Raw genomic sequence first — 23645 nt, 5'->3', positions numbered from 1 at the left:
AATTAGCCGGAGAACCTATCGAATGTCCGACACGGCACTGTTGCGCATCGGCATCCTGGCCGCCGGCCTGCTGTTGATCGCCGCGATCTTCCTGTTTGGCCGTCCGAAGAAGAAGCCCCAGGGCCGTCGCGTGGAGAACACGGAACCGGCCAGTGGCGAGCGCCGCGAACCGGTCCTGGGCGAGGACGGCGTCGTGGTGGCTGAGGGCCGCGTCGAACCGGGCATGCGCGGGGAAGGCGAGCAGGCCGAACTTGGCCTGGCCGACACTGACCCGGGCGCGGCCAACGACCTCGGCAAGCGCACTACCCAGGATTTCGACAAGATCGTCTCGCTGTTCGTGGCCGCCCGTGCCGGCGAGCAGCTGCGCGGCGAAGACATCGTGGTGGCGGCCGAGAAGACCGGCCTGGTATTCGGCCACATGAACGTGTTCCACCGCCTGGTGGAAGGCCACCCCGAGCGCGGCCCGATCTTCTCGATGGCCAGCATCATGAAGCCGGGCAGCTTCGACATGGCCAACATCCGTGCCATGGAAACCCCGGCCATCGCCTTCTTCCTGACCCTGCCGGCGCCGCTGACCGCGCTTGATGCCTGGGAGAAGATGCTGCCGACCGTGCAGCGCATGGCCGAGCTGCTCGATGGCGTGGTGCTGGATGACAGCCGCAATGCCTTGGGCCGCCAGCGCATCGCGCACATTCGCGACGAGCTGCGTGCCTACGACCGCCAGCACCAGGCACCGCCGCTGACCAAGACCCCGCGCTGGTAAAGCCTGTTGTGCCGGCCAACGGTCGGCACCCACGCCGGTAGATCCACGCCATGCATGGATGGAGCGAACCAAGGTTCGCCCCCGCCAACAGGGTCAGGCCGGTACGCCGGCCACCTTGGCGAACGCACGGCGGAATGCGGCCATCTCGTCTTCGGTGCCGACGGTCACGCGCACGCGCTGTGGCCAGATCGGCCAGCTGCGGCCAATGATCACGCCGTGGTCTGCCATCGCCTTGGCAAAGGCGGCACCGTCGCGCTGCACATCCACCACGAAGCAGTTCGCTTCCGACGGCACGCAGCTGAAACCACGCTTGCCCAGCCACGTGATGGTGGCCTGCCGCACCTGGGCATTCTGCAGGCGCCGCTGCGCGATCAACTGCGGATCCTGCAGGCTGGCCAGTGCCGCGGCCAGTGCTGGCACGGGCAGCGGGTTGTCGCCCAGGCTGGCCAGTTCGCGCAGGCGGTCGGGGTGTGCGGCCGCCACGCCCAGGCGCAGGCCGGCCATGCCGTACAGCTTGGAGAACGTGCGCAGCACGATCAGGTCATCGCGCTGCGTCACCCGGGTGATCAGGCTCGGCTGCTCGCTGTACTGCAGGTAGGCCTCGTCGACCAGCACGCGGGTCGATGCGGGCTTGTGGGCCAGCAGCCAGGCGAGCTCATCCGGTGGGCTGATCGAACCGGTCGGGTTGTTCGGATTGCACACGTACAGCAGCCCGGTCGGGCGTGCGTGCGCGGCGGCGACCATTGCACGCAGGTCATGCGCGCCGTCGTCGCGCAGCGGCACTTTCTGCACGTGCGCACCGTGTGCGGCGGCGACCTCGCCCAGCGTCTCGAAGGTCGGATCGGCGACTACCAGTCCTGCCTGCGGGCCGGTCCACACCATGGCGGCGCGGTTCAACGGCTCGCTTGAGCCGGGATAGAGGCGCACGTGGTCGGCCGGAATGCGTGCCTGCTTGATGAAGGCATCGCGCACCTGTGCAGCCAGGGCGAAGCGGTAGCGGCCGCAGCTGGCGATACTGTCGCGCGCGGCCTGCTGGGCCGCCGGCGAGGGGCCGTAGGGGCACTCGTTGAAGTTCAGCAGTACCACGCCTTCGGTGGGGGCAGGAGCGGCGGCCGTCGCGGGTTGGGTATGGCCAAGCTGCGGCAGCCCGCTGCCAGCGACGGCGAGGCCGGCACCGGCCAGTTGCAGGAAGCGTCGACGGGAAGCAGGCAGGGTCACGGGCACGATTCCGAAGGGCAGACCGTCGCACGCTAGCGCTGGTTGCGGTGGGCGGCAAGCCCGCTTTTTGTAGTACCGAGCCATGCTCGGCTGCAGGTGTGCCAACCAAGGTTGGCACCTGCCGGGGTGGGGAGAAGGTCGGCATCCACCAGGGCAGGGGAGCGCCCGTCGAGCATGGCTCGGCGCTGCGAAGGGGGGCATTACAGGGCCTGACGGCCGGGCGCGGTAGAATCCCCGGCCATCCCAGAACCACCGGATTCCGATGAGCTCCAGCCCCGCCGAACGCGCCGAAGATCTCCGCCGGCAGATCGCCCAGGCCAACCGCGCCTACCATGAGCTGGACGCCCCGGAGATCCCCGACATCGACTACGACCGGATGGTGCGCGAGCTGGAAGCACTGGAGCGCGAACATCCGGAACTGGCCCGGGCCGACAGCCCGACCCAGCAGGTCGGCGCGCGTCCCTCCGGCCGTTTCCCCGAAGTCCGCCATGCGGTGCCGATGTTGTCGCTGTCCAACGCCTTCAGCGATGAGGAAGTGGCGGATTTCGTGCGCCGCATTGACGAACGCCTGGGCCGCCGCAGCCTGCAGTTCTCGGCCGAGCCGAAGATGGACGGCCTGGCGATCAGCCTGCGCTACGAGGATGGTCATTTCGTGCTCGGCGCGACCCGCGGCGATGGCAGCACCGGCGAGGACGTGACCGCCAACCTGCGCGAGATCGGCGATGTTCCCAAGCGGCTGCACGGCAAGGACTGGCCGGACGTGCTCGAGGTGCGCGGCGAGGTCTACATGGCGCGTGCCGATTTCGAGGCCTACAACGAACGTGCGCGCCTGCACGGCGGCAAGGTGCTGGCCAACCCACGCAATGCGGCGGCTGGATCGCTGCGCCAGCTCGACCCGAAGATCAGTGCGCAGCGCAGGTTGAGCTTCTTCGCCTACGGTACCGGTGAAGTGCAGGGCGGCGAGCTGCCCGATACCCATTCGGGCACGCTGGCGCAGCTCGGCGCCTGGGGTTTCCCGGTCAGCGCGCTGTGCAAGGTGGTGGAAGGCACCGACGGCCTGCTCGGCTACTACCGCGATATCGGCGAGCGCCGCGACAGCCTGCCGTTCGATATCGATGGCGTGGTCTACAAGCTCGATGACCGTGCCGGCCAGCAGGCGATGGGCTTCGTCTCGCGCGCGCCACGCTGGGCCATCGCGCACAAGTTCCCGGCGCAGGAACAGAGCACTACCGTGGAGGCGATCGAGATCCAGATCGGCCGTACCGGTGCGGCCACGCCGGTCGCGCGCCTGGCGCCGGTGGCCGTGGCCGGCGTGATCGTGTCCAACGCCACCCTGCACAACGCCGACCAGATCGCACGCCTCGACGTGCGCGTCGGCGACAGCGTGATCGTGCGCCGCGCCGGCGACGTGATCCCGGAAGTGGTCAGCGTCATCCTCGATCGCCGCCCGCAGGGCACCACGCCCTGGCAGATGCCGACGCGCTGCCCGGTGTGCGGCTCGGAGATCGTGCGCGAGGAAGGGGCGGCCGCATGGCGCTGCTCGGGCGAGCTGTCCTGCCCGGCGCAGCGCAAGGAAGCCATCGCCCATTTCGCCTCTCGCCGCGCGATGGACATCGACGGCCTGGGCGACAAATACATTGAAACCCTGGTCGACGCTGGCATCGTCAAGAGCGTGGCCGACCTGTACCGGCTCAGTCGTGACCAGCTGCTGCACCTGAAGCTGGTGCTGGACGCTGAAGATCCCTCGGCGCTGGCCGCCGCACTGAAGCTGCACCTGCCGGCCGAAGGCAGTGGCGCGGTGCTCAATGCGGTGCTCAGGCTGGACGGCAACGATCCGGGCTGGCGCGCGCAGGCGCTGGCGCAGCCGGCCCGCTTCGAATGGAACACGAAGAAGATCGCGACCAAGTGGGCCGACAACCTGATCGCGGCCATCGACGCCAGTCGTGCCGCCACGCTGGAACGGCTGCTGTTCGCGCTGGGCATCGAGCACGTGGGCGAGAGCACGGCCAAGGCGCTGGCGCAGTGGTTCGGTGACCTGGAACTGATCCGCCACCTGCCGTGGCCATTGTTCAAGCGCGTGCCGGACATTGGTGGCGAAGTGGCGCGCTCGCTCGGCCACTTCTTCGAACAGCAGGGCAACCAGCAGGCCATCGATGACCTGCTGCAGGTCGGCCAGGTCCGCATCAGCGATGTGCACGCGCCCAGCGCGAGGCTGCGCGAGGGGCTGGACCTGGCGCAGCTGTTGGTCGAATCAGAGATTCCCGGCATCACCCGCCTGCGCGCGGAAAAACTGGTGGCCGTGTTGCCCGGTGCCCAGGCGGTGCTCGACGCCGAGCATGGGCAGTTCGTCAACGCCGGGTTGCCCGACGACACCGCGCGTGGCCTGGCCCAGTGGCTGGACAGCGAGGGCCATGGCGCGATGCTGCTGGCAGCCGAGAAGGCGATGCAGCAGATCCTGGCCAAGGCACCGGCGTTGGCCGAGATCGTGGCCGGCCCGCTGGATGGGCAGACCGTGGTGCTGACCGGCACCCTGGCCCAGCTCACCCGCGATGCCGCCAAGGAGCGCCTGGAAGCCCTCGGTGCAAAGGTCTCCGGCAGCGTCTCGAAGAAGACCAGCTTCGTGGTCGCCGGTACCGAGGCCGGCTCCAAGTTGGATAAGGCGCAATCGCTGGGCGTGCCGGTATGGGACGAAGACCGCCTGCTGGCTTATCTGGCCGAACACGAATGATGACCCCGCCGGGTGCATGGCGCCCGGCATGAAACACAAAGGAACACCGATGCAGACCGCCCCGCTGGATTTCCGCCTGGCCACCCGTGCCGACGAGGAGCTGTTGATCGCGCTGATGCGCGAGTTCTACGCCGAAGACAGGATCGACTTCGATGACGCGCGCGTGCGTCGCGGCGTGGACGCGCTGCTGGCCGATCCGCGCAATGGCGAAGTGCTGTTGTGGATGGACGAGGCGGGCGAGGTGGTCGGCTACGCGGTGATCGCGATGGGCTTCAGCCTGGAGCAGGGCGGCCACTTCATGCTGCTGGACGAACTGTACCTGAGCCATCGCGCGCGCGGTCGTGGCCGCGGCAAGCAGGCGCTGGCCATCTGCGAACAGCGCGCTCGTGCTCGTGGCGTCAGCCGCCTTCGCCTGGAAGTGAACCACCACAACGAACTGGCCCGACGCCTGTACCTGGCCAGCGGCTACATCGACGATACGCGCGATCTGCTGACCCTGCCGCTCGACCATCCGCGCTCGGAGGGCATCCTGTGAGCGAGGCCCTGCTGCGCGCGCTGCAGCAGCGCGCCGTGCTCAACGCGCTGGTGCGCCGCTTCTTTGCAGAACGCGATGTGCTGGAGGTGGAAACGCCGATCCTGTCGGTGGCAGGCAACACCGAGCCGAACATCGACAGCTTCCATACCGATTTCACCGGCCATGTCGATGCCGGCGGACGCCGCCGCTGGCTGCGCACCTCGCCGGAGTATCCGCTCAAGCGCCTGCTCGCTGCCGGCGTGGGCGACTGTTACGAACTGGGCCGGGTGTTCCGCAATGGCGAGGCCGGTGGTCGCCACAACCCGGAATTCACCATGCTGGAATGGTATCGGGTCGGCTGGGACCACCATCGGCTGGTACAGGAGACCGCCGAGCTGATCGGCCAGGCGCTGGCCCTGGTTGGACGCCGTGCGACCCTGCGGGTGCTGAGTTACCGCGAGCTGTTCCAGCAGCACCTTGGCGTGGATCCGTTCGAGGCGGATGAGTCCACGCTGCGTGCCGCGTTGGGCGAGGTGCACATTGACCCGGTCGGATTGACCCGTGATGACTGGCTCGACCTGTTGATGACCCATCGTATCCAGCCGCATTTCGATGACGCGGTCATGACCGTGGTGCATGACTGGCCAGCCAGCCAGGCCGCGCTGGCACGCATCCGCGCCGGCACGCCGCCGCTGGCCGAGCGTTTCGAGCTGTACCTGGGTGCAGTGGAGCTGGCCAACGGCTATCACGAACTGAACGACGCCGACGAGCAGCGCGCCCGCTTCCAGCGCGACCAGCAGCGCCGCCACGAACGTGGGCAGGTGCAGCCGCCACTGGATGAGGCGCTGCTGGCGGCGTTGCCAGCGTTGCCGGCCTGTGCCGGCGTTGCGCTGGGGATCGACCGCCTGCTGATGGCGATGAACCGCACACCCCGCATTGCAGATGTGTTGGCCTACGACTTCGCCCACGCGTGACCATCACGCGTTGCTGAACATCCCAGGCTGAACGAAACGCGGGTTCTGCGCGCTTGCGTCGGCAAGCGGGATGATGCTTTTATCACGGCCAATGCCGGACACTGGCATGCAGTTCATCCATTCCTGCTGGGGAAGGCTTTGGTCAAGTGGTTTGCGGTTGTCGCTGCACCGGTGTACTCCATCGCGCTCTGGGGTGCCTGGCTGCCGTCGCCGGCGTCGGCCCAGCAGGTGGGCTACGACGATGAAGTGGTGACCTGCGAGTCCCGCGACATGGGCTGGGTGCACTGCGACATCGATGTGGCCAACGGCGTCGATCTGGTGCGCCAGCTGTCGAGCAACAGCTGCATCCGCGGTAGCGAGTGGGGCACCGACCGCAGCGGCGTGTGGGTCACCCTTGGCTGCCGCGCCGAGTTCCGTGCGCGCCGTGCGCAGGGTGCGGCACCTGCGGCAACGGAAGGCAAGCGCCTGGTGCGCCGCGTGGTGCGCTGCGAATCCAATGGCCGTCCGCAGAGCTGCCCGGTGCGCCTGGATGGCGCCCCCGTGCGCCTGCTGCGCCAACTGTCGGTGCTGCCATGCCGCGAGGGGCAGGGCTGGGGCTACAAGCGCAATGAGATCTGGACCAGCCGTGGTTGCCAGGGCGATTTCGAGGTGGCCGACGAGGATGGCCGCTTCGTCGATGTGCCGCGTCGCCTGACCTGCGAATCGAAGTCGAAGAAGCGGCGTTTCTGCGGCGCCAGCATCTCCGTTGGCGCGGTCGTTTCCGAGCAGCTGTCGAGCACGCCCTGCGAGGAAGGCAGTACCTGGGGCTGGAGCCGCAACGGCATCTGGGTGGACGGCGGCTGCCGCGCCGAATTCTCGGTGAATTGAGCCCGGGCGGGCTCCAACGCTGCCGGGCGTGGCCCTACAATGGGCCCATGAACACTGCCTCCGACATCGACTACGCCCGTTATGACCACATCCGCCCGATCCTGTGGACCGGCGATGCCCTGCAACTGCTGGACCAGCGCAAGCTGCCGTTCGTGGTCGAGCATGTGGTCTGCCATGACAGTGACGAGGTTGCCAGCGCCATCCACGCGTTGACCGTGCGCGGCGCGCCGGCCATCGGCATCGCCGCCGCCTGGGGCGTGGTGCTGGCCGCGCGCGAGGTGCAGGCCGCAGACGGTGCGCACGCGCTGCAGCAGCTGGAACCGGCACTGCAGCGCCTGAACGCATCGCGCCCCACTGCGGTCAATCTGGCCTGGGCGCTGGCACGCATGCGCCGTTGCCTGCACGCCGCCGGCGCCGACTGGAAGGCACTGCTGGAGGCCGAAGCGCAGGCCATCGCCGAGGAAGACCTGGCCGCCAACCGCCACATGGGCGCACTGGGCGCTGGCTTGATCGAGGCCGGCAGCGGTGTGCTGACCCACTGCAATACCGGCTCGCTGGCCACCGCCGGCTTCGGTACCGCGCTGGGCGTCATTCGCGCCGGCATGGCCCAGCACCGCATTGCCCGCGTGTTCGCCGGCGAGACCCGGCCGTGGCTGCAGGGCGCACGCCTGACCGTGTGGGAGCTGCAGCAGGACGGTATCGATGCCACCCTGATCGCCGACTCGGCGGCCTCGCACCTGATGAAGACCGGTGCCGTGCAGTGGGTGATCGTGGGCGCAGACCGCATCTGCGCCAATGGTGATACCGCCAACAAGATCGGCACCTACCAACTGGCCATTGCCGCGCGCCACCATGGCGTGAAGTTCATGGTGGTGGCGCCGTCCTCGACCGTGGACATGGAGACCGTGGACGGCAGTCAGATCGAGATCGAGCAGCGCGACCCGGGTGAGCTGTATGGCGTGGGCGGCACCCGCACCGTGGCCGAAGGCATTGCCGCCTGGAACCCGGTGTTCGACGTCACCCCGGGCGAGCTGATCGACGCCATCGTGACCGAGCGCGGGGTGATCCTGAACCCGACCGCCGAGAACATGCGCGCCGCCTTCGGCGGCTGAGGCGCAGGGGAGGGGCGGCGCGACCGCCGCCCCCGGTAGTGCCGGCCGCTGGCCGGCAACCCTAAGTTCCTGATTTGTGCCGGTAAAATCCCCGTAAAGGCAGGCGGAAAACAGCCCGTTGTGGTAGTATCCACAGGTTGAATCGAGGTTCCGGCGCGACCCCCTCCCGCAGAGGGCTGCGCCGGACTGGACCGCTACCAGACAACGGAACCCGAATGGCAGAAACCGCCAAGGAAATCATCCAGGTCAACCTGGAAGACGAGATGCGCAAGAGCTACCTCGATTACGCCATGAGCGTGATCGTGGGCCGCGCGCTGCCGGATGCGCGCGACGGCCTCAAGCCGGTGCATCGTCGCGTGCTGTACGCGATGAATGAACTCAACGCGCACAGCAACAAGCCCTACTTCAAGTCGGCGCGTATCGTCGGTGACGTCATCGGTAAGTACCACCCGCATGGCGATCAGTCGGTGTACGACACGCTGGTGCGCCTGGCACAGCCGTTCTCGCTGCGCTACATGCTGGTCGACGGCCAGGGTAACTTTGGTTCGATCGACGGCGACTCCGCCGCGGCGATGCGATACACCGAGGCGCGCATGTCGCGCCTGGCGCATGAGCTGATGGCCGATATCGACAAGGAAACCGTCGATTTCCAGCCCAACTACGACGAAAAGGAACTGGAGCCGACGGTCATGCCGACCCGGTTCCCGAACCTGCTGGTCAACGGCTCGGCCGGTATCGCGGTGGGCATGGCGACCAACATCCCGCCGCACAACCTGAGCGAATCGATCAACGCCTGCATTGCGCTGATCGACAACCCGGAGATCGACGTCGACGGCCTGATGGAGTACATCCCGGGCCCGGATTTCCCGACTGCCGGCATCATCAACGGCACCGCCGGCATCGTCGCCGGCTACCGCACCGGCCGTGGCCGCGTGCGTATCCGTGCCAAGGCCGACATCGAAGTGGCCGATAACGGCCGCGAGTCGATCATCGTCACTGAAATTCCTTACCAGGTGAACAAGGCGCGTCTGATCGAGAAGATCGCCGAGCTGGTCAAGGAAAAGAAGATCGAAGGCATCAGCGAGCTGCGCGATGAGTCCGACAAGGACGGCATGCGCATCTACATCGAGATCAAGCGCGGCGAATCTGCCGAGGTTGTGCTGAACAACCTGTACCAGCAGACGCAGATGGAATCGGTGTTCGGCATCAACATGGTGGCGCTGGTCGACGGCCGCCCGCAGTTGATGAATCTGAAGCAGATGCTGGAGGCGTTCGTCCGCCACCGTCGCGAAGTGGTCACCCGCCGCACCGTGTTCGAGCTGCGCAAGGCGCGCGCCCGTGCCCACGTGCTGGAAGGCCTGACCGTCGCGCTGGCCAACATCGACGAGATGATCGAACTGATCAAGACCTCGCCGAACCCGAACGAAGCACGCGAGCGCATGCTGGCGCGCGTGTGGGAGCCGGGCCTGGTCGGTGCGATGCTGGGTGCCGCCGGTGCCGAAGCCTCGCGCCCGGAAGACCTGCCCAAGGGCGTGGGCCTGATCGAGGGCGGCTACCAGCTGACCGAGATCCAGGCCACCCAGATCCTGGAAATGCGCCTGCACCGCCTGACCGGGCTGGAGCAGGACCGCCTGACTGACGAGTACAAGCAGCTGCTGGAAGTGATCGCCGGGCTGATCCACATCCTGGAAGATCCCGACCGCCTGCTGCAGGTGATCCGCGAGGAGCTGGTCAACGTCAAGGCCGAGTTCGGTGACGAACGTCGCACCGAAATCCGCCACAGCGAAGAAGACCTGGACATCCTCGACCTGATCGCACCGGAAGACGTGGTGGTCACCGTGTCGCATGCCGGCTACGTGAAGCGCCAGCCGGTCAGCGTGTACCGCGCACAGCGTCGCGGTGGCCGTGGCCGCAGTGCAGCGGCGACCAAGGAAGAGGATTTCATCGAACAGCTGTGGCTGGTCAACACGCACGATACGCTGCTGACGTTCACCAGTTCGGGCAAGGTGTTCTGGCTGCCGGTCTACCAGCTGCCGGAAGCGGGTTCCAACGCCCGCGGCCGTCCGATCATCAACTGGATTCCGCTGGAACCCGGCGAACGCGTGCAGGCCGTGCTGCCGGTGCGCGAGTACGCCGATGGCCAGTTCGTGTTCTTCGCCACGAAGAACGGTACGGTCAAGAAGACCCCGCTGGGCGAGTTCGCCTTCCGCCTGGCCCGCGGCAAGATCGCGATCAACCTCGATGAGGGCGATGCCCTGGTCGGCGTCGGCCTGACCGACGGCCAGCGCGACATCCTGCTGTTCGCCTCCAATGGCAAGACCGTGCGCTTCGGCGAGGACAAAGTCCGCTCGATGGGCCGTACCGCCACCGGCGTGCGTGGCATCAGGATGCCGGCCGGCGAGGAAGTGGTCAGCCTGATCGTGGCCGAAAGTGCCGGTGGCATCGAGGACGAGAACGAGGACGACAACGGTGTCGAGGAAGCCACCGCCAATGGCGATGCGGTGATCGATAGTGCCGACGATGCCAGCGTGCAGTACATCCTCACCGCCACTGAGAACGGCTACGGCAAGCGCACCCCGCTGCCGGACTACCCGCGAAAGGGCCGTGGCACGCAGGGCGTGATCGGCATCCAGACCACCGAGCGCAACGGCAAGCTGGTCGCCGCAGTGCTGATGGGCTCCCGCGACGAAGTCCTGCTGATCTCCGACGGCGGTACGCTGGTGCGTACGCGTGGCTCGGAAATCAGCCGCGTCGGCCGCAACACCCAGGGCGTGACCCTGATCCGCCTGTCCAAGGACGAGAAGCTGCAGGCGGTGGAGCGCATGGATGCCTCGATCGACGAGGACGAGGACGAGGTGGCAGTCGCCGCCCCGGCCACGACCGACGGCGCACCGGCTGCTGCCAGCAGCGAGGACGCCGCGCAGGAGTGATCCTGCCGCGAGCCTGGGTACCCGACGACGCCGGCCCTGTGCCGGCGTCGTCGTATCCGGATGCCACGCATACGCGCGCGCTTCACACAGGCGGTGGGATAACGGCGCATGCTGCCCCCGGAGATCGACGATGTCCGCCACGCCGCAGTCCGTTCCTGCTCCCGTCCGCGCCTCACGGCACCCTCTCGTTACCGTGCTGTCGCTACTGCTGGTCGTACTCGGCCTGGTCATCGGCGGGCTCGGCGCGTGGCTGCTCAGCCTGGGCGGGTCGGCGTACTACGCCATCGCCGGGGCCGGCCTTCTGGCCAGTGGCCTGTTGTTGTTCGGCAATCGCCGCAGCGGCGCGCTGCTGTACGCGCTGGTGTTCGTCGGCACGCTGCTGTGGACCTGGTGGGAGTCGGGCAACGACTACTGGCGCTGGGTGCCGCGGCTGGGCCTGGTGACCGCGCTCGGCATCGTGCTGGCGCTGCTCGCGCCGACCCTTCGCGAACCGGTTTCAAAGCGCCTGTCGCGCAGCGTGGCGGGCGTCCTGATGCTGGTGTTCGTCGCTGCCTTCGGGTTGGCGTTCGCACCGCATGGTGAAGTGGACGGGCACCAGCCGTTCCCGGAAGGCGCGGCCAGCGCCGGACTGGAACCCACGCGGGATACCACCGGCCTGCAACCGGCCGACCAGCCTGCCGAGGGAGACTGGCCGGCGTGGGGGCGCAGCAATGCAGGCACCCGCTATTCGCCACTGCAGCAGATCACCCCGGCCAACGTGGCCACGCTGCAGCCCGCCTGGCAGTTCCGCACCGGCGATATGCCGAAGAAGCGCTGGGGTGCGGAAACCACGCCGCTGAAGATCGGCGACCGCCTGTACCTGTGCACTGCCCGTAACCGCCTGATCGCGCTCGACGCCGCCAGTGGCAAGGAAGTGTGGCGCTTCGATCCGAAGGTGAAGGACGCCTCGATCCCGTACACCGCCGCCTGCCGTGGTGTGAGCTACTACGAGCAACCGGCAACGCCGATCCTGGCCGATGCCACCCTGGCCGATGCCGCGGCCGATCTGGCGTTGCCCGAACCGCCGCCCAGCGTGAGCCGCAGCGCTGCACCGGGCAGTCGTCCGGCGTGCTGGGCGCGCATCATCGAAGGCACGCTGGACGGGCGCATCATTGCAGTGGATGCAGATAGCGGCCGTCCCTGCGCGAATTTCGGCAACAACGGCCAGGTCGACATCACCCTCGGGATGGGTGAGGTGCCACCCGGCTACGTGTCGATCACCTCGCCCCCGGCCATCGTGCGCGGCGTGATCGTCACCGGCCACCAGGTGCTGGATGGTCAGCGCCGCGACGCGCCATCGGGCGTGATCCAGGCGTACGACGCGATCACCGGCAAGCTGCGCTGGGCGTGGGACATGGACCAGCCCGAGCGCAGCGGCCTGCCGCCGCATGGGCAGACCTACACCCGCGGCACGCCGAACATGTGGACCACCGCGACCGGTGATGAGGCGCTGGGGCTGGTCTATCTGCCGCTGGGCAATTCTGCGGGCGACTACTGGAGTGGCTCGCGTACGGAAAACCAGAACCGCTATGCGACGTCGCTGGTGGCGATCGATGTGGCCACTGGCAAGCCGGCCTGGCATTTCCAGGCCGTGCGCAAGGATGTGTGGGACTACGACCTCGGTTCGCAGGCCAGCCTGATCGACTACCCGACGGCGGCAGGCAAGGTGCCGGCGATCCTGCTGCCGACCAAGCAGGGTGACATCTACATTCTCGACCGCCGCAACGGCCAGCTGCTGACCGCTGCCGAAGAGCGCAAGGTGCCGGTCGGCGGTGTCGAACCGGAACAGCGTTCACCCACCCAGCTGTTCTCGCTGTACCACACGCTGCGCCGCGAGCATGATCTGACCGAGCGCGACATGTGGGGCATCACCCCGATCGACCAGCTGATCTGCCGCATCCAGTTCCGCAAGGCCTATTACGAAGGCTTCTACACGCCGCCGAGCAGTGATCGCCATTCCATCGAATACCCCGGCTACAACGGCGGTTCGGATTGGGGCAGTGTGTCCATCGACACGCGCCGCGGCGTGATCGTGGCCAACTACAACGACATGCCCAACTACAACCGGCTGGTGCCACGTGCCGAAGCCGACCGCCTGGGCTGGCTGCCGCGCGAAAAGATCCGTGCCGACAGGGGCGGTGGCGAGGGCGCCGGCGATCCGCAGGTGGGAACGCCGTATGGCATCCAGGTCAACGCTGGCTGGCGGCTGCCGTTCACGGGTCTGCTGTGCAAGCAGCCTCCCTACGGCGGCATCCGCGCCATCGACCTGCGCACCGGCAAGCTGTTGTGGGATCGTCCGTTTGGCAGTGCGCGCGGCAATGGGCCGTTCGGCATCCGTTCCGGCCTGCCGATCGAGATCGGCACGCCGAACAACGGCGGTTCGGTGGTGACCGCCAGCGGGCTGATCTTCATCGCGGCCGCCACCGATGACCTGCTGCGCGCCATCGACCTGAAGACCGGCAAGGAGCTTTGGCATGCCAAGCTGCCCGCGGGCGGGCAGGCTACGCCGATGGTGTATGAACAGGACGGACGCCAGTTCGTGGTGATCATGGCCGGCGGCCATCATTTCATGGAAACCCCGAACGGCGATTACGTGATGGCGTTTGCGCTGCCGAAATAGCGGTTGCCGGCCTGAACATGGGCGACGGGGGCCGTGACCGATGTCGCTGCCCAGTGGTGCCGAACTGATTGCCGGCGATGCACGCTTTCTGAGCCCTGCGTATGCGCCCTGCATGGGGGCCGCGGGCACCGCACTGGAGGCCCGTCGTCGTTGTGTCGACGCTGAATTCAAGGTGCGCGACGATGCGCTCAACGCCGCCTACAGTGCGGCGCGCTCCACGCTGACCGTCAGTGATCAGCAGGTGCTGCGCGATCTGCAGCGGCAATGGCTGCGCCAGCGCGACAGTCGTTGCCCGGAAGGCGGCACGGCCGTTGCCCAGCTGGATTCACAGCAGTGCCGCACGCACATGTGCCGCGCCTGACAAACAGGGCAGGATCGTCCTGCGGCCCGGCGAGGGCAGGATCACGCCTGCATTGCAGGTGGTCTTCCAGGTGGCCGACTGCGGCGGCGCCGACAACGTGACGACCTGCCGGGTGAGGAGCATGGGCGTGACCCGTGGCGGGCGCAACGTGGCGGTCACGGACGTGCAGCCGCGCCTGACCCGCGCTGGCGCCGATGCCCAGGGTGCGGTGGCCGTGCTGCTGACCGTTTCGGATTTCAATGGCGATGGCGTGCCGGACCTGCAGGTGTGGCAGGACAACAACGGTGTCTACAACGTTCCGGTGCATGCGTTCTACCTGTTCGACGCCAAGGTCAACCGCTATGTGCGTGCCAAGGCATTGGAAGCGGCCATCGGCGGGCGCGACATCGACCGTATCGACAATGGGCGGTTCGTGCTGCGCGCGAAGGTCAGCCCGTGCGCGCACGAGGACAAGGTCATCCAGCTGCGCGGAACCGGGCCGCGCACGCTGCTGCAGCGCCGCTATGACACCTGCAGGGGCGAGGCCCCTACCGAATCGGACCTGCTGAAGTAGGTCTTTCCCCGACGAACGGATGCGTTCCGGAACTGGAGAGCTGAAGGATGAGCGAAGGCTATGGAAAAGGTGGGGTGGGCTTCGGCCTGACCCGGGACCAGTCGGTCGAGATGATCGTGCGTACCTGCATCGACAACGGCATTACCGTCCATCGGCAGATTGCCTATGTGCTGGCCACAGCGCAGCACGAATCGCGTGATTTCTCCGCGCCCGAGGAAGCGGTGCGGTACCAGATCGGCATGGGCGTGGAATCGCTGCCGCAGGAGCGGAGCGAATGGCATCGCATCGAGGCGTTCGCCGTCACGGTCGAGGTGTTGCGGCAGCGTCCCTAGCGTGGATGCAGCTGGGGGGACGACCGTCATGGACCTGGCCAATCTGCGGCAGGTGAAGCGGTTCCAGATCGTGGGCGCTGAAACGCCGGACAAGATGAAGCTCGCCCAGGCCTGCAAAGCGGAGCGCTGGTCTCACCTGCATTGCTGCAGCGGGCCACCACGGCGCAGAACCACAAGGGCTGGTATGGCTTGGTTTCGTGGTGCAGGGCGAGGGTAGGGAGCACCGGTACGGCCACGAAGACGGTGCGCCTGCTTCCCGCGAACGGCAGTCGACCAGCGGTCGACTCTACCCAATCAATGTTGCTCGGTTGGTGCCGGTACCCGCACCATCTTCGTCATCAAGTGTTCCACCACACCCGCCGGGTCCGCAGTGCGGCCGACATGCGTGCTCGACATCTGCACAACCGAGCTGCGCTTGGCGGTGAGGAAATGAAAGCGGGCGCGCGCGGGCAGCTGTGCGATCGGTCCGGCGCTGGCGTCGCCACGGCAGATGGCCACGATCGCATCCAACCACGGTTGCAACGCATCCTGATCAAGCGCTGGAGCGAACGCGTGCAGGCGTGCCGGATCGATCTCGATGGCCGCTTCCAGATGGCGCGCGCCGGGGCAGGAGACGATCACTCCGACGTTGATGAACTCCTCGCGTTCCACCCGCGGTACCACGCGGATGACCGCATAGTCATACGTGTGCAGCGTGGGCACGGACGGCCTCCTGCACGAACACCGCACGCACTTTCAGGCGGTGCTTGAGATAGTCGATGTAGCCTTGGCGATAGGCCTGCGGACTGTCGAATGCCGGCTCGTTGACCAGCCAGCTGTCCGGCACCAGGCCGACGATGCGCTCGATCTCGGCATCGCTCAGGCGCGCGGCCAGTTCGGTATCCACCTCGGCGATGCGGCTGGCGAACGACAGCAGCACATGGTCGCGGATCAGCACGAACGGCTTTTCGCAGGCATCGCCGGCATTGGCCCAGTCGTGGTGGAAGTACATCGCCGCGCCGTGGTCGATCAGGTACAGCTTGCGGTGCCACACCATCAGGTTGGGGTTGCGGGTGGTGCGATCGACATTGCTGGTGAACGCATCGAACCAGACGATGCGCGAGGCAAGGTCGGCGTCCACCGGCATCGCCGCCGGATCGTAATTGATCGCACCCGGCAGGTAGTCCAGGCCCAGGTTCAGGCCCTCGCTGGCGCGGATCAGCTCCTGGATCTCCGGGTCGGGCTCGGTTCGGGCGAACTCGCGATCCAGCTCGACGAACAGGATTTCCGGAATCGGCAGGCCCAGCGTGCGTGCCATCTCACCGGCAATCAGCTCGGCGATCAACGCCTTCGGGCCTTGGCCGGCGCCGCGGAACTTCAGCACGGCCATGCCGTCGTCGTCGGTCTCGACCACGGCGGGCAGGGAGCCGCCTTCCCGTAACGGGGTGATGTAGCGGAGGGCATGTACGGTGCGCATGGGCGCATTCTAGCGTGGGTGCAGGTACAACCCTCTGATCGGCGAGGACCGATTTCGGCCTTCACCTGTCCCTTCCGCCTGCGATGGCAGCATCGTGCTCCAGGAACCCTTGGGTTCATGGGCGCACTGGCACTCTCGATGCCGAGGCTTCGGGCTGGGCACCTGCTCGGCTGCCAGCGACGCGCACTGCGAAGCGGAAACCTCATCCACGATGTCCAGCAGGCTACGGAGGTGCACCGATGAGCGATGAATTCACTCCCATGCTGCCGCCCTTGGACGATGCCAAGGTCGAGGAAATGATCGGCAAGGTGGTGCTGGTGGGCGTCACCCGCTATGGCGGTGACGGCCAGGTGCAGGGGCTGGAACAATACGCCGGTACGGTGCTGCGCATCAGCGCCGACGAAGGCGTGGTGCTGGCGGACGAGAATGACGGCCATGAGCGCTATCTGCCGCCGATGCTCGACCAGTACCTGCCCGCCGAGCCCGGCGAGTACCGCATGCGGAACAGTGGCATGATCGTGGTCGACCCCGATTACCTGACTGCCTGGGACCTGCACGCCCAGCAGTGACGACAGACCACGCCTGGCAGATGCCGGTCCATTGCCGGCCTCTCCGGGCGTGTTCCACTTTGCCCCATCCGGCCACTAGCCCTTCCGGCCCATTCACGACAACCCCTGCGGTGCTAGATTCGGGACCTTGCCCGATTCCGGGTACCCATTCACACCCAGGGGATAAGGATGCTCATCCGTCGAACCTCTCTGGCGGCGGCCGTTGCCGTTGCCACCCTCGGCCTGCTGGCCGCTGGCCCGGCGCTTGCAGACTACGCGAAGCCGCCGGAGCACCTGCTCAAGGTGTTGAAGGCACCGCCGCCGCCGGCGCCGAACGTGGCCCCGGGTGGCCAGCGCCTGCTGCTGACCACTGCGCAGACCTACCCGTCGATCAGCCGTGTCGCCCAGCCGTACCTGAAGCTGGCTGGCGTGCGCCTGGAACCGAAGAACCGCAGCCGCCATGACACCCCCGGTGGCTATGGCATCCCGGCCTGCGTGGCCGACTTCACCCTGGTCGACATCGGCAGTGGCCAGCAGACCAAGGTCAACCTGCCGCAGGGCTGTGCCACCGGCGCGCTGTGGTCGGCCGATGGCAGCCACTTTGCGTTCCAGAACGCGGTCGATACCAGCGTGCAGCTGTGGGTGGGCGATGCCGCTACCGGCCAGGTGAAGCAGGTGCCGAACGTTCAGCTGAACCCGATTTTCGGCTACACCGTGCAGTGGCTGGGCGGCAGCCAGAACCTGCTGGTGAAGCTGGTGCCGGCCAACCAGGGCCCAGCACCGTCCAACGGTGGCGTACCGACCGGCCCGGATGCACAGGAGTCGCTGGGCAGCAGTGGCGAGAGCAGCACCTACGAAGCCCGCGATACGCTGACCAGCGTGCATGACGAGAAGCTGTTCGCTTATTACGGCGCCTCGCAGCTGGCCGTGGTTGATACTGCCGCCAACAGCGTGCGTCCGGTCGGGCAGCCGGCGCTGTTCAACGAAGTCAGCGCCGCGCCCGATGGCGTGCACGTGCTGACCGAATCGATCAAGGCGCCGTACTCGCATGCGGTGACCTACCAGCGCTTCGCCAACGACGTGGCCGTGCTGGATATCGCCAGCGGCAAGTCCACGCCGATCGCCAGCCTGCCGCTGGCCGACCGCGTGCCGGTGCACGGCGTACCGGAAGGCCCGCGTGGTTTCGACTGGCGTGCCACCGATCCGGCCACCCTGGTCTATGCCGAAGCGCTGGACAAGGGCGACTGGAAGGTCAACGTGCCGCATCGCGACCGGGTGCTGATGCTGAAGGCGCCGTTCAACGGCAAGCCGGTCGAGATCGCCCGCACCGCACAGCGCTTCGAAGGCTTCGCGTGGACTGCCGATCCGGCCGTGGCGTTCCAGTACGAGAACGACGAGAACCGCCACTGGATGCAGACCCGCATCGTCGATGTGGATCAGCCGAAGAAGGAAGGCCGCCTGCTGTGGGACATGTCCAGCGATGAGCTGTACGGCAACCCCGGCAACCTGGTCTTCACCCGCCTGCCGAATGGTGCGCAGGTCGTGCGCCGTGAGGGCAACCATGTTTTCCTCAGCGGCCGTGGTGCCTCGCCGCAGGGCGACCGTCCGTTCCTCGATCGCCTCGACCTGCGCACGCTGAAGAGCGAGCGCCTGTTCCGCAGCAGCGCTGATGCCTACGAGCAGTTCCTTGGTTTCAGCAATACGCCTGGGCGCTACCTGACCTGGCACCAGTCGGTGATCGATCCGCCGAACGCCTTCATCCGTCAGCAGGGTGAGGCGGTGGCCGATGCGAAGACCGGCGAGGCGCAGTTCGCGTCCACCGCGACCGCGCTGACCAAGCTGGTCGACCCGACTCCGGAAGTGCGCCAGATCAAGAAGCAGCTGGTGACCTACAAGCGTGCCGATGGCGTGGACCTGTCGTTCACCCTGTACACGCCGCCGGGCTACAAGGAAGGCCAGCGCGTGCCGGCGATCCTGTACGCCTACCCGGCCGACTTCGCCAACGCCGCGCAGGCGGGGCAGGTGTCCGGTTCGCAGCAGACCTTCACCCGCCTGCAGCCGTACCGCCTGATGCTGCTGGCCGGCTACGCGATCATCGACAACGCCTCGTTCCCGATCGTGGGTGACCCGAAGAACGCCTACGACACCTACCTGGAACAGCTGGAAGCCGACGCCAAGGCAGCGGTGGACAAGGCGGTGGACATGGGCGTGGTCGATCGCAACCGCATCGGCGTGACCGGCCACAGCCATGGCGGCCTGATGACCGCCAACCTGATCGCCCATACCAACCTGTTCAAGGCTGGCGTGGCGACCAGCGGTTCGTACAACAAGACCTTTACCCCGTTCGGCTTCCAGAACGAGCGTCGCTCGGTGTGGCAGGCGCAGGACGTGTACCTGAAGGCCTCTCCGTTCTTCTATGCCGACAAGATCAAGCTGCCGCTGCTGCTGGTCCACGGCGAGGACGACGCCAACCCGGGCACTGAGCCGTTCCAGTCGCGCAAGCTCTACCAGGCGATCCGAGGCAACGGCGGCATCACGCGGCTGGTGATGCTGCCGAACGAACCGCACTGGTACACCGCGCTGGAATCGAACGAGCAGCTGGTGGCGGAAATGCTGAACTGGTTCGATACCTACGTGAAGAACGCCAAGTAAGGAGACGGGAAGGCCGCCCCAGGGCGGCCTTGCTGTATCGGGATGTGAGTGGGTAGACGGCCTGGATCCGGATGCGGAATCGGGAGTCGGGAAGCCACCTGCCATGCGGCATCCGGGTCCACCCGGGCTGCTAAGCTGGGAGTGGAAACAGACCAGGAGACATCGATGCATCGCAATGGGATGCGCGCCATCACTTTTGTCATCGCGACGCTGTTGGCCGGGATGACACACGGAGTGAAAGCGCAGGCTTTGCGGGCAGATGACCGCAGCTACTTTGGCAGCGCCTCCCAGGAACGTGAGGCGTGGCAGAACCTCGAGCGGAGGACCCATGCCCTCAAGGCACTTCATGCGCCGCCAGACGTGAGGTTCCAGCAGGCCGAACAGCTGTATGGCGAGTGCCTCCGGCACCATGGCTACCTGCATCTTCAGGCAGCGCGCAATGCCGACGATGCCCGGCTGGCCAACACCCAGGGCGAAGTCGCCAGCACATGTGGACGCATCGCGGCGATTGCCAAGCAGGCATTGCGTGATGCGCCCGCGCATGCTGCCTGGATCGCGCCGCATGCCGACCTGCGTGAACGGGCGTTGCGGGAGGATGTGCAGCCGGCCAATGCAGCGCTGGTGGATGCGGTCGACACGTTGGCTGATCCGGCGCTGGACAGCTTCGGCCGTCTGCACCGGCAGCTGCTGCAGTCGGCCCCCTTTGCGCGTTTCGAACATGAAGGCCGCACGCTCGACAGCCGCACCGACGCGCGAGCCCTTTCCCGCCTGCCGGACCGTTCACTGCGCGAAGCGGCATGGCGTGCCTACTGGCAGGGAACGGCGTCGCGGCGCAGCGAAATGGCAACGGTGCTGCTGGGCCTGGTCCGCCTCAACGAGCATGCGTCGGAACTGCAGGGCGATGGTACTGCGCCTGACCGCAGCTACCGGCACATGGGCCTGGATCAGGCCGCCGTCGACGCGACACTGGCGGCGGTAGCGCGCCACGCGCTGCTGCGGCGGAACTACCAGCAGATGCAGTTGACCCATCTTGAGCGCATGGGCCAGGCGTCTCCACAGATCTGGGACATGGACCTGCCTGATGCGGGCTATATTCCTCCGCCGCTTGACCTGGCGCAGTTGCGTGATGCGGCGGCGGCATCAATGCGGGTGCTGGGGCCGGATTACGTGACAGGGCTGCGCGGGCTGCTCGATCCTGCGGGCGGACGCATGGATCTGGGCGGATCGGCAGGGCGGCGCGCGATGGATGCGTTTTCGATCAGCGCCCCCGGTGTGCCTTCGTTGCTGTTCGTTGGCCATCGCCAGGGCGATCTGGAGGGGGATGTCCAGATCGCTCACGAAGCCGGCCATGCCATGCATGGCCAGTGGATGCAGCGCGGCGGCGCGTCATCATTCCAGCGCAACGGCAACAAGTGGTTGACCGAGGCCTTCGCCATCTACAACGAACTGAAGTTCCGCGATCAGCTCTACCGGCAGGCCAGTGATCCACGTGCCAAGGCGTATTACCTGAAGTCGTTGCTCGATGACATCATCCTGCAGCTGTTCGTATCGTCTGAAGAGGCCGATCTGGAACAGTCCATCTATCAGGAGGTGGCCGCCGATGAGGTTGGCAACGCAGACGCGCTTGATACGCTGACGATGAAGGTGCTGGGCAGGTACGGGGGCGCATCGGAGCAGTATCCCGAGCTGCGCAGCACCTGGATATCCAAGCGGCTGATGTATGAGGATCCGCTTTACCTGGCCAATTACCTGTATGCAGGACTGATTGCGGTGCAGCTCTTCGCACAGGACCGGCAGGATCCGGAGGGATTCAGGGAACGCTACCTGGCCGTCCTGGGCGAGGGGTTTGATCGCCCGCCGCAGCGGCAGGTCGAGCAGTTGCTGAATGTGAAGCCCGACTGGTCACGCCTGGTCGAGGAGGATCTGGACGTTTTCCAGCAGTACCTGGCGCAGCTGCAGGGACTGCACGCGGAAATCGAGCGCCAGCGCAGTCGCTGAACAGGCAACGGGGAACGCAGGCCTCGCAGGCGGCGATGCGTCTGCGTTTTGCCCCTGCGATGAACAAGAACCGGCTGGTGGCCGGCATCCTGTTGCTGCAGGTGCTCACCGCGACCGCCTGCATCACTGATATACCTTCCTGCTTGCGCAGCAATTGGAACACTCGCCTACGACACCGGACTGCAGGAGCAGGGGCTCGGCATCATCGAAACCGAGTTTGTCAGCAGCGCAGCTGCCAACGCCGCAGCTGCGGTGAAGGCGGACATGCAGGCGCTGCAGGATTACGCCGGTCTCTACGAGGTCAGTGAAGCCATCTGATGCTGACCTTCGTCGGCGCGCTCGCTGGCAGTGTGCTGGCATTGGCGTTGAATGTCTGGGTTTCGCGCTACTACGAGGTACCTCGCATCGATCCCGGGTACCTGGTGCTGGGCGTCGGGCTGGTGTTCGCCCTGGGGCAGCTGGCTGCCTGGGTACCGGCGCGGCGGGCGGCGCGCGAGGCGCCCGTGGCGGTTCTCAACAGTACCGGATGGATCCGGAGGGTGACCTCGTGTCATTGGCCGTTGCGATTGCGTAACCATATGTGATGCGGGTGCCATGGCGTGCGGAAGCTGCGATACGCTGCAGGCCTGTTGCTGTCTGCCACGGGTTTCACCTATGAAGTCCAAACGTGTTGTCGCAGTGTTGGCGCTGGTGATGACGCCGAGCCTGCATGGCCAATCACTCCCCTCCGAACTGGCGCAGCTGGGCATTGTCGCCGGCATGCCTTATGCCAAGGCCAAGCGCCTCATGGATGCGGCAGGGTGGCAGGCGAGTCCGGTCCAGCGCGCGCCTGAGTCACTCGAGGGCTTTCCGGAAGTTGGATGCCAGAAGGGCGCCAAGCAATGCGCCACGACCTTCGAAAAGGAAGGTCAGCAGATCGCGGTGCGGCTGGGCGTTACCCTGGCAGGGCAGCCGTTCGTGCAGGGCGTGGACTGAGCGCTCACTGCGTTCAGGCCAGCGGTAACCGGTCCTGAGCGTGCGACAGCCGATCGTGCAGCTCGCGCACATGCTCGGCCTTGGCATGCACCCGGGAGGTGTCGCCGAAGCTGCGCAGGTAGGTGCACGCGGCAAAGCCGGCACTCTTCTTTTCGTACTCGGCAATCCAGGCCAGTCGATCCGGATTGTTGGCCTGTTCGGCTGACCACGCGGCCACAGGCGGCCGGATGCGGTACTTCAGGCCGACGCGCCATGGCTTCGGTGTCAGTCGCGCACGGAAACAATGCTGCAGCCGGCACATGCGCGCGTACAGGGTGTCGGTGCCCAGTGCCTTGAAGAATGCCTGGAGCTGCTCGTCCTCCGGTGAGAACGTGGCATGCATCGCCAGCACGCGCAGCCCGGCGGGTGTGCGGTAGGCACGCAGGTGCCAATCGGGATGCTGTTCGCTGAAGGCGTCCACGCGTTTCAGCGCAAGCCCTTCAGCACCGCCGGCGGCGGCCAGGCGCTGCTTCCGCCGCATCAGCAGTGCCGCGTTGACCAGCAGCACTGCCGCCACGCCCAGTACCAGGCCCACCAGCCAGTGCCAGAGCAGGGTGCCGATGATGGCGCCGGCAAGCAGCACGATCGCAGCGACGATGGCCGGTATCACGCATCCGGCCGGTGGCTGCGCATGATCGATGTCGGCAAACAGCACGTCGGGGCTGTTGAGACACAATGCGCCATAGCTGTTGCGGGTGATGATGACATCGCCGTCGCGCTGCACGATCTGCTCGCGGATTGGCACACCCTCCACGCCATAGTTGCTGCGCACTTCGCGACGCGGCAGCGCCTGCCCGGCGAGGATGGCATTGAGGGCTTCGTTGGCGCGGCGGTCGGCGTGAGCCTGGGCCTGGGCAGGACCCTCATCGGACCAGCCGAAGCGGCGTACGACCACCGGCCGGCCACGGAAACGGGCCTGCAGGCGGGCTTCGGCCCAGTACGCGGGAACGATCATCATCGTGCGGT

20 protein-coding genes are annotated in these 23645 nt (G+C 66.7%); 16 read left to right on the top strand and 4 right to left on the bottom strand.

The window, feature by feature from the left end; all coding sequences use genetic code 11:
• The first annotated feature begins 22 nt into the window (after nucleotides 1–22).
• Nucleotides 23–763, top strand: a complete 741-nt coding sequence (gene zipA, locus ACUDTM_RS05470) for a cell division protein ZipA (protein ID WP_061480035.1) — start codon at nucleotides 23–25, stop codon at nucleotides 761–763.
• Nucleotides 764–856: 93 nt separating this feature from the next.
• Here the strand turns inward: zipA and ACUDTM_RS05465 are convergent, their stop codons facing one another.
• On the bottom strand, nucleotides 857–1981 hold the full coding sequence (locus tag ACUDTM_RS05465; protein ID WP_353080291.1) for a pyridoxal phosphate-dependent aminotransferase: 1125 nt from the start codon (nucleotides 1979–1981) through the stop codon (nucleotides 857–859).
• A gap of 256 nt (nucleotides 1982–2237) precedes the next feature.
• Between ACUDTM_RS05465 and ligA the strand changes: the two genes are divergently transcribed.
• The 10 genes from ligA to ACUDTM_RS05415 all read left to right on the top strand — a co-directional run bounded on the left by ligA (nucleotide 2238) and on the right by ACUDTM_RS05415 (nucleotide 15011).
• Nucleotides 2238–4709 (top strand): NAD-dependent DNA ligase LigA, encoded by a 2472-nt coding sequence (gene ligA, locus ACUDTM_RS05460; protein ID WP_404830524.1) that lies wholly within the window; start codon nucleotides 2238–2240, stop codon nucleotides 4707–4709.
• Between the two features lie 49 nt (nucleotides 4710–4758).
• On the top strand, nucleotides 4759–5244 hold the full coding sequence (locus tag ACUDTM_RS05455) for a GNAT family N-acetyltransferase (RefSeq protein ID WP_353080292.1): 486 nt from the start codon (nucleotides 4759–4761) through the stop codon (nucleotides 5242–5244).
• Nucleotides 5241–6197: an EF-P lysine aminoacylase EpmA gene (gene epmA / locus ACUDTM_RS05450; protein WP_353080293.1), complete on the top strand. Its 957-nt coding sequence runs from the start codon at nucleotides 5241–5243 to the stop codon at nucleotides 6195–6197. Before ACUDTM_RS05455 ends, epmA begins: the two co-directional genes overlap by 4 nt.
• A gap of 138 nt (nucleotides 6198–6335) precedes the next feature.
• Nucleotides 6336–7064 (top strand): DUF3011 domain-containing protein, encoded by a 729-nt coding sequence (locus ACUDTM_RS05445; RefSeq protein WP_227836983.1) that lies wholly within the window; start codon nucleotides 6336–6338, stop codon nucleotides 7062–7064.
• Nucleotides 7065–7111: 47 nt separating this feature from the next.
• On the top strand, nucleotides 7112–8176 hold the full coding sequence (mtnA, locus tag ACUDTM_RS05440) for an S-methyl-5-thioribose-1-phosphate isomerase (protein WP_111201551.1): 1065 nt from the start codon (nucleotides 7112–7114) through the stop codon (nucleotides 8174–8176).
• Between the two features lie 215 nt (nucleotides 8177–8391).
• A complete protein-coding gene (gene gyrA, locus ACUDTM_RS05435) occupies nucleotides 8392–11106 on the top strand; it encodes a DNA gyrase subunit A (RefSeq protein WP_088497059.1) in 2715 nt (904 codons plus the stop codon).
• A gap of 130 nt (nucleotides 11107–11236) precedes the next feature.
• Complete coding sequence (locus ACUDTM_RS05430; protein ID WP_088497060.1) at nucleotides 11237–13765, top strand: membrane-bound PQQ-dependent dehydrogenase, glucose/quinate/shikimate family; 2529 nt, start codon at nucleotides 11237–11239, stop codon at nucleotides 13763–13765.
• Between the two features lie 40 nt (nucleotides 13766–13805).
• Complete coding sequence (locus ACUDTM_RS05425; RefSeq protein ID WP_227836985.1) at nucleotides 13806–14126, top strand: lysozyme inhibitor LprI family protein; 321 nt, start codon at nucleotides 13806–13808, stop codon at nucleotides 14124–14126.
• A 58-nt stretch (nucleotides 14127–14184) separates the two neighbouring features.
• Nucleotides 14185–14679, top strand: a complete 495-nt coding sequence (locus ACUDTM_RS05420) for an XAC2610-related protein (protein ID WP_409349625.1) — start codon at nucleotides 14185–14187, stop codon at nucleotides 14677–14679.
• Nucleotides 14680–14726: 47 nt separating this feature from the next.
• A complete protein-coding gene (locus ACUDTM_RS05415) occupies nucleotides 14727–15011 on the top strand; it encodes a hypothetical protein (RefSeq protein WP_072168137.1) in 285 nt (94 codons plus the stop codon).
• A 294-nt stretch (nucleotides 15012–15305) separates the two neighbouring features.
• Here ACUDTM_RS05415 and ACUDTM_RS05410 read toward each other — a convergent pair whose 3' ends face one another.
• Both ACUDTM_RS05410 and ACUDTM_RS05405 read right to left on the bottom strand, forming a co-directional pair.
• Nucleotides 15306–15713 (bottom strand): DUF3037 domain-containing protein, encoded by a 408-nt coding sequence (locus tag ACUDTM_RS05410; protein ID WP_061480045.1) that lies wholly within the window; start codon nucleotides 15711–15713, stop codon nucleotides 15306–15308.
• Nucleotides 15691–16467 carry a HipA family kinase gene (locus tag ACUDTM_RS05405; RefSeq protein ID WP_072168136.1) on the bottom strand — a complete coding sequence of 259 codons (777 nt, stop codon included), beginning with the start codon at nucleotides 16465–16467 and terminating at the stop codon, nucleotides 15691–15693. Before ACUDTM_RS05405 ends, ACUDTM_RS05410 begins: the two co-directional genes overlap by 23 nt.
• A gap of 239 nt (nucleotides 16468–16706) precedes the next feature.
• Between ACUDTM_RS05405 and ACUDTM_RS05400 the strand changes: the two genes are divergently transcribed.
• From ACUDTM_RS05400 to ACUDTM_RS05380, 5 genes are all read left to right on the top strand, one after another.
• Nucleotides 16707–17036: a hypothetical protein gene (locus ACUDTM_RS05400; RefSeq protein WP_061480047.1), complete on the top strand. Its 330-nt coding sequence runs from the start codon at nucleotides 16707–16709 to the stop codon at nucleotides 17034–17036.
• 168 nt (nucleotides 17037–17204) lie between these two features.
• On the top strand, nucleotides 17205–19667 hold the full coding sequence (locus ACUDTM_RS05395) for a S9 family peptidase (protein ID WP_334271423.1): 2463 nt from the start codon (nucleotides 17205–17207) through the stop codon (nucleotides 19665–19667).
• A 165-nt stretch (nucleotides 19668–19832) separates the two neighbouring features.
• Nucleotides 19833–21665 (top strand): M3 family metallopeptidase, encoded by a 1833-nt coding sequence (locus ACUDTM_RS05390; RefSeq protein WP_445391469.1) that lies wholly within the window; start codon nucleotides 19833–19835, stop codon nucleotides 21663–21665.
• A 317-nt stretch (nucleotides 21666–21982) separates the two neighbouring features.
• A complete protein-coding gene (locus ACUDTM_RS05385) occupies nucleotides 21983–22249 on the top strand; it encodes an ABC transporter permease (protein WP_445391206.1) in 267 nt (88 codons plus the stop codon).
• A 70-nt stretch (nucleotides 22250–22319) separates the two neighbouring features.
• Entirely contained in the window at nucleotides 22320–22640 is a 321-nt protein-coding gene (locus tag ACUDTM_RS05380; RefSeq protein ID WP_072168131.1) for a hypothetical protein, read from the top strand.
• Nucleotides 22641–22653: 13 nt separating this feature from the next.
• On the opposite strand, the gene ACUDTM_RS05375 is transcribed toward ACUDTM_RS05380, so the two are convergent.
• Complete coding sequence (locus tag ACUDTM_RS05375; RefSeq protein ID WP_445391205.1) at nucleotides 22654–23637, bottom strand: hypothetical protein; 984 nt, start codon at nucleotides 23635–23637, stop codon at nucleotides 22654–22656.
• Nucleotides 23638–23645 lie beyond the last annotated feature (8 nt).

Source organism: Stenotrophomonas maltophilia group sp. vghtpe118 (assembly GCF_052605195.1).
This window is presented reverse-complemented; position numbering and strand designations above follow the sequence as displayed.

What these genes read in the sequence shown, in the direction of transcription:
- zipA (WP_061480035.1), top strand. Translation starts at nt 23, where the DNA reads ATGTCCGACACGGCACTGTTGCGCATCGGCATCCTGGCCGCCGGCCTG.
- ACUDTM_RS05455 (WP_353080292.1), top strand. Translation starts at nt 4,759, where the DNA reads ATGCAGACCGCCCCGCTGGATTTCCGCCTGGCCACCCGTGCCGACGAG.
- mtnA (WP_111201551.1), top strand. Translation starts at nt 7,112, where the DNA reads ATGAACACTGCCTCCGACATCGACTACGCCCGTTATGACCACATCCGC.
- gyrA (WP_088497059.1), top strand. Translation starts at nt 8,392, where the DNA reads ATGGCAGAAACCGCCAAGGAAATCATCCAGGTCAACCTGGAAGACGAG.
- ACUDTM_RS05430 (WP_088497060.1), top strand. Translation starts at nt 11,237, where the DNA reads ATGTCCGCCACGCCGCAGTCCGTTCCTGCTCCCGTCCGCGCCTCACGG.
- ACUDTM_RS05425 (WP_227836985.1), top strand. Translation starts at nt 13,806, where the DNA reads ATGTCGCTGCCCAGTGGTGCCGAACTGATTGCCGGCGATGCACGCTTT.
- ACUDTM_RS05415 (WP_072168137.1), top strand. Translation starts at nt 14,727, where the DNA reads ATGAGCGAAGGCTATGGAAAAGGTGGGGTGGGCTTCGGCCTGACCCGG.
- ACUDTM_RS05405 (WP_072168136.1), bottom strand. Translation starts at nt 16,467, where the DNA reads ATGCGCACCGTACATGCCCTCCGCTACATCACCCCGTTACGGGAAGGC.
- ACUDTM_RS05400 (WP_061480047.1), top strand. Translation starts at nt 16,707, where the DNA reads ATGAGCGATGAATTCACTCCCATGCTGCCGCCCTTGGACGATGCCAAG.
- ACUDTM_RS05395 (WP_334271423.1), top strand. Translation starts at nt 17,205, where the DNA reads ATGCTCATCCGTCGAACCTCTCTGGCGGCGGCCGTTGCCGTTGCCACC.
- ACUDTM_RS05390 (WP_445391469.1), top strand. Translation starts at nt 19,833, where the DNA reads ATGCATCGCAATGGGATGCGCGCCATCACTTTTGTCATCGCGACGCTG.
- ACUDTM_RS05385 (WP_445391206.1), top strand. Translation starts at nt 21,983, where the DNA reads ATGCTGACCTTCGTCGGCGCGCTCGCTGGCAGTGTGCTGGCATTGGCG.
- ACUDTM_RS05380 (WP_072168131.1), top strand. Translation starts at nt 22,320, where the DNA reads ATGAAGTCCAAACGTGTTGTCGCAGTGTTGGCGCTGGTGATGACGCCG.
- ACUDTM_RS05375 (WP_445391205.1), bottom strand. Translation starts at nt 23,637, where the DNA reads ATGATGATCGTTCCCGCGTACTGGGCCGAAGCCCGCCTGCAGGCCCGT.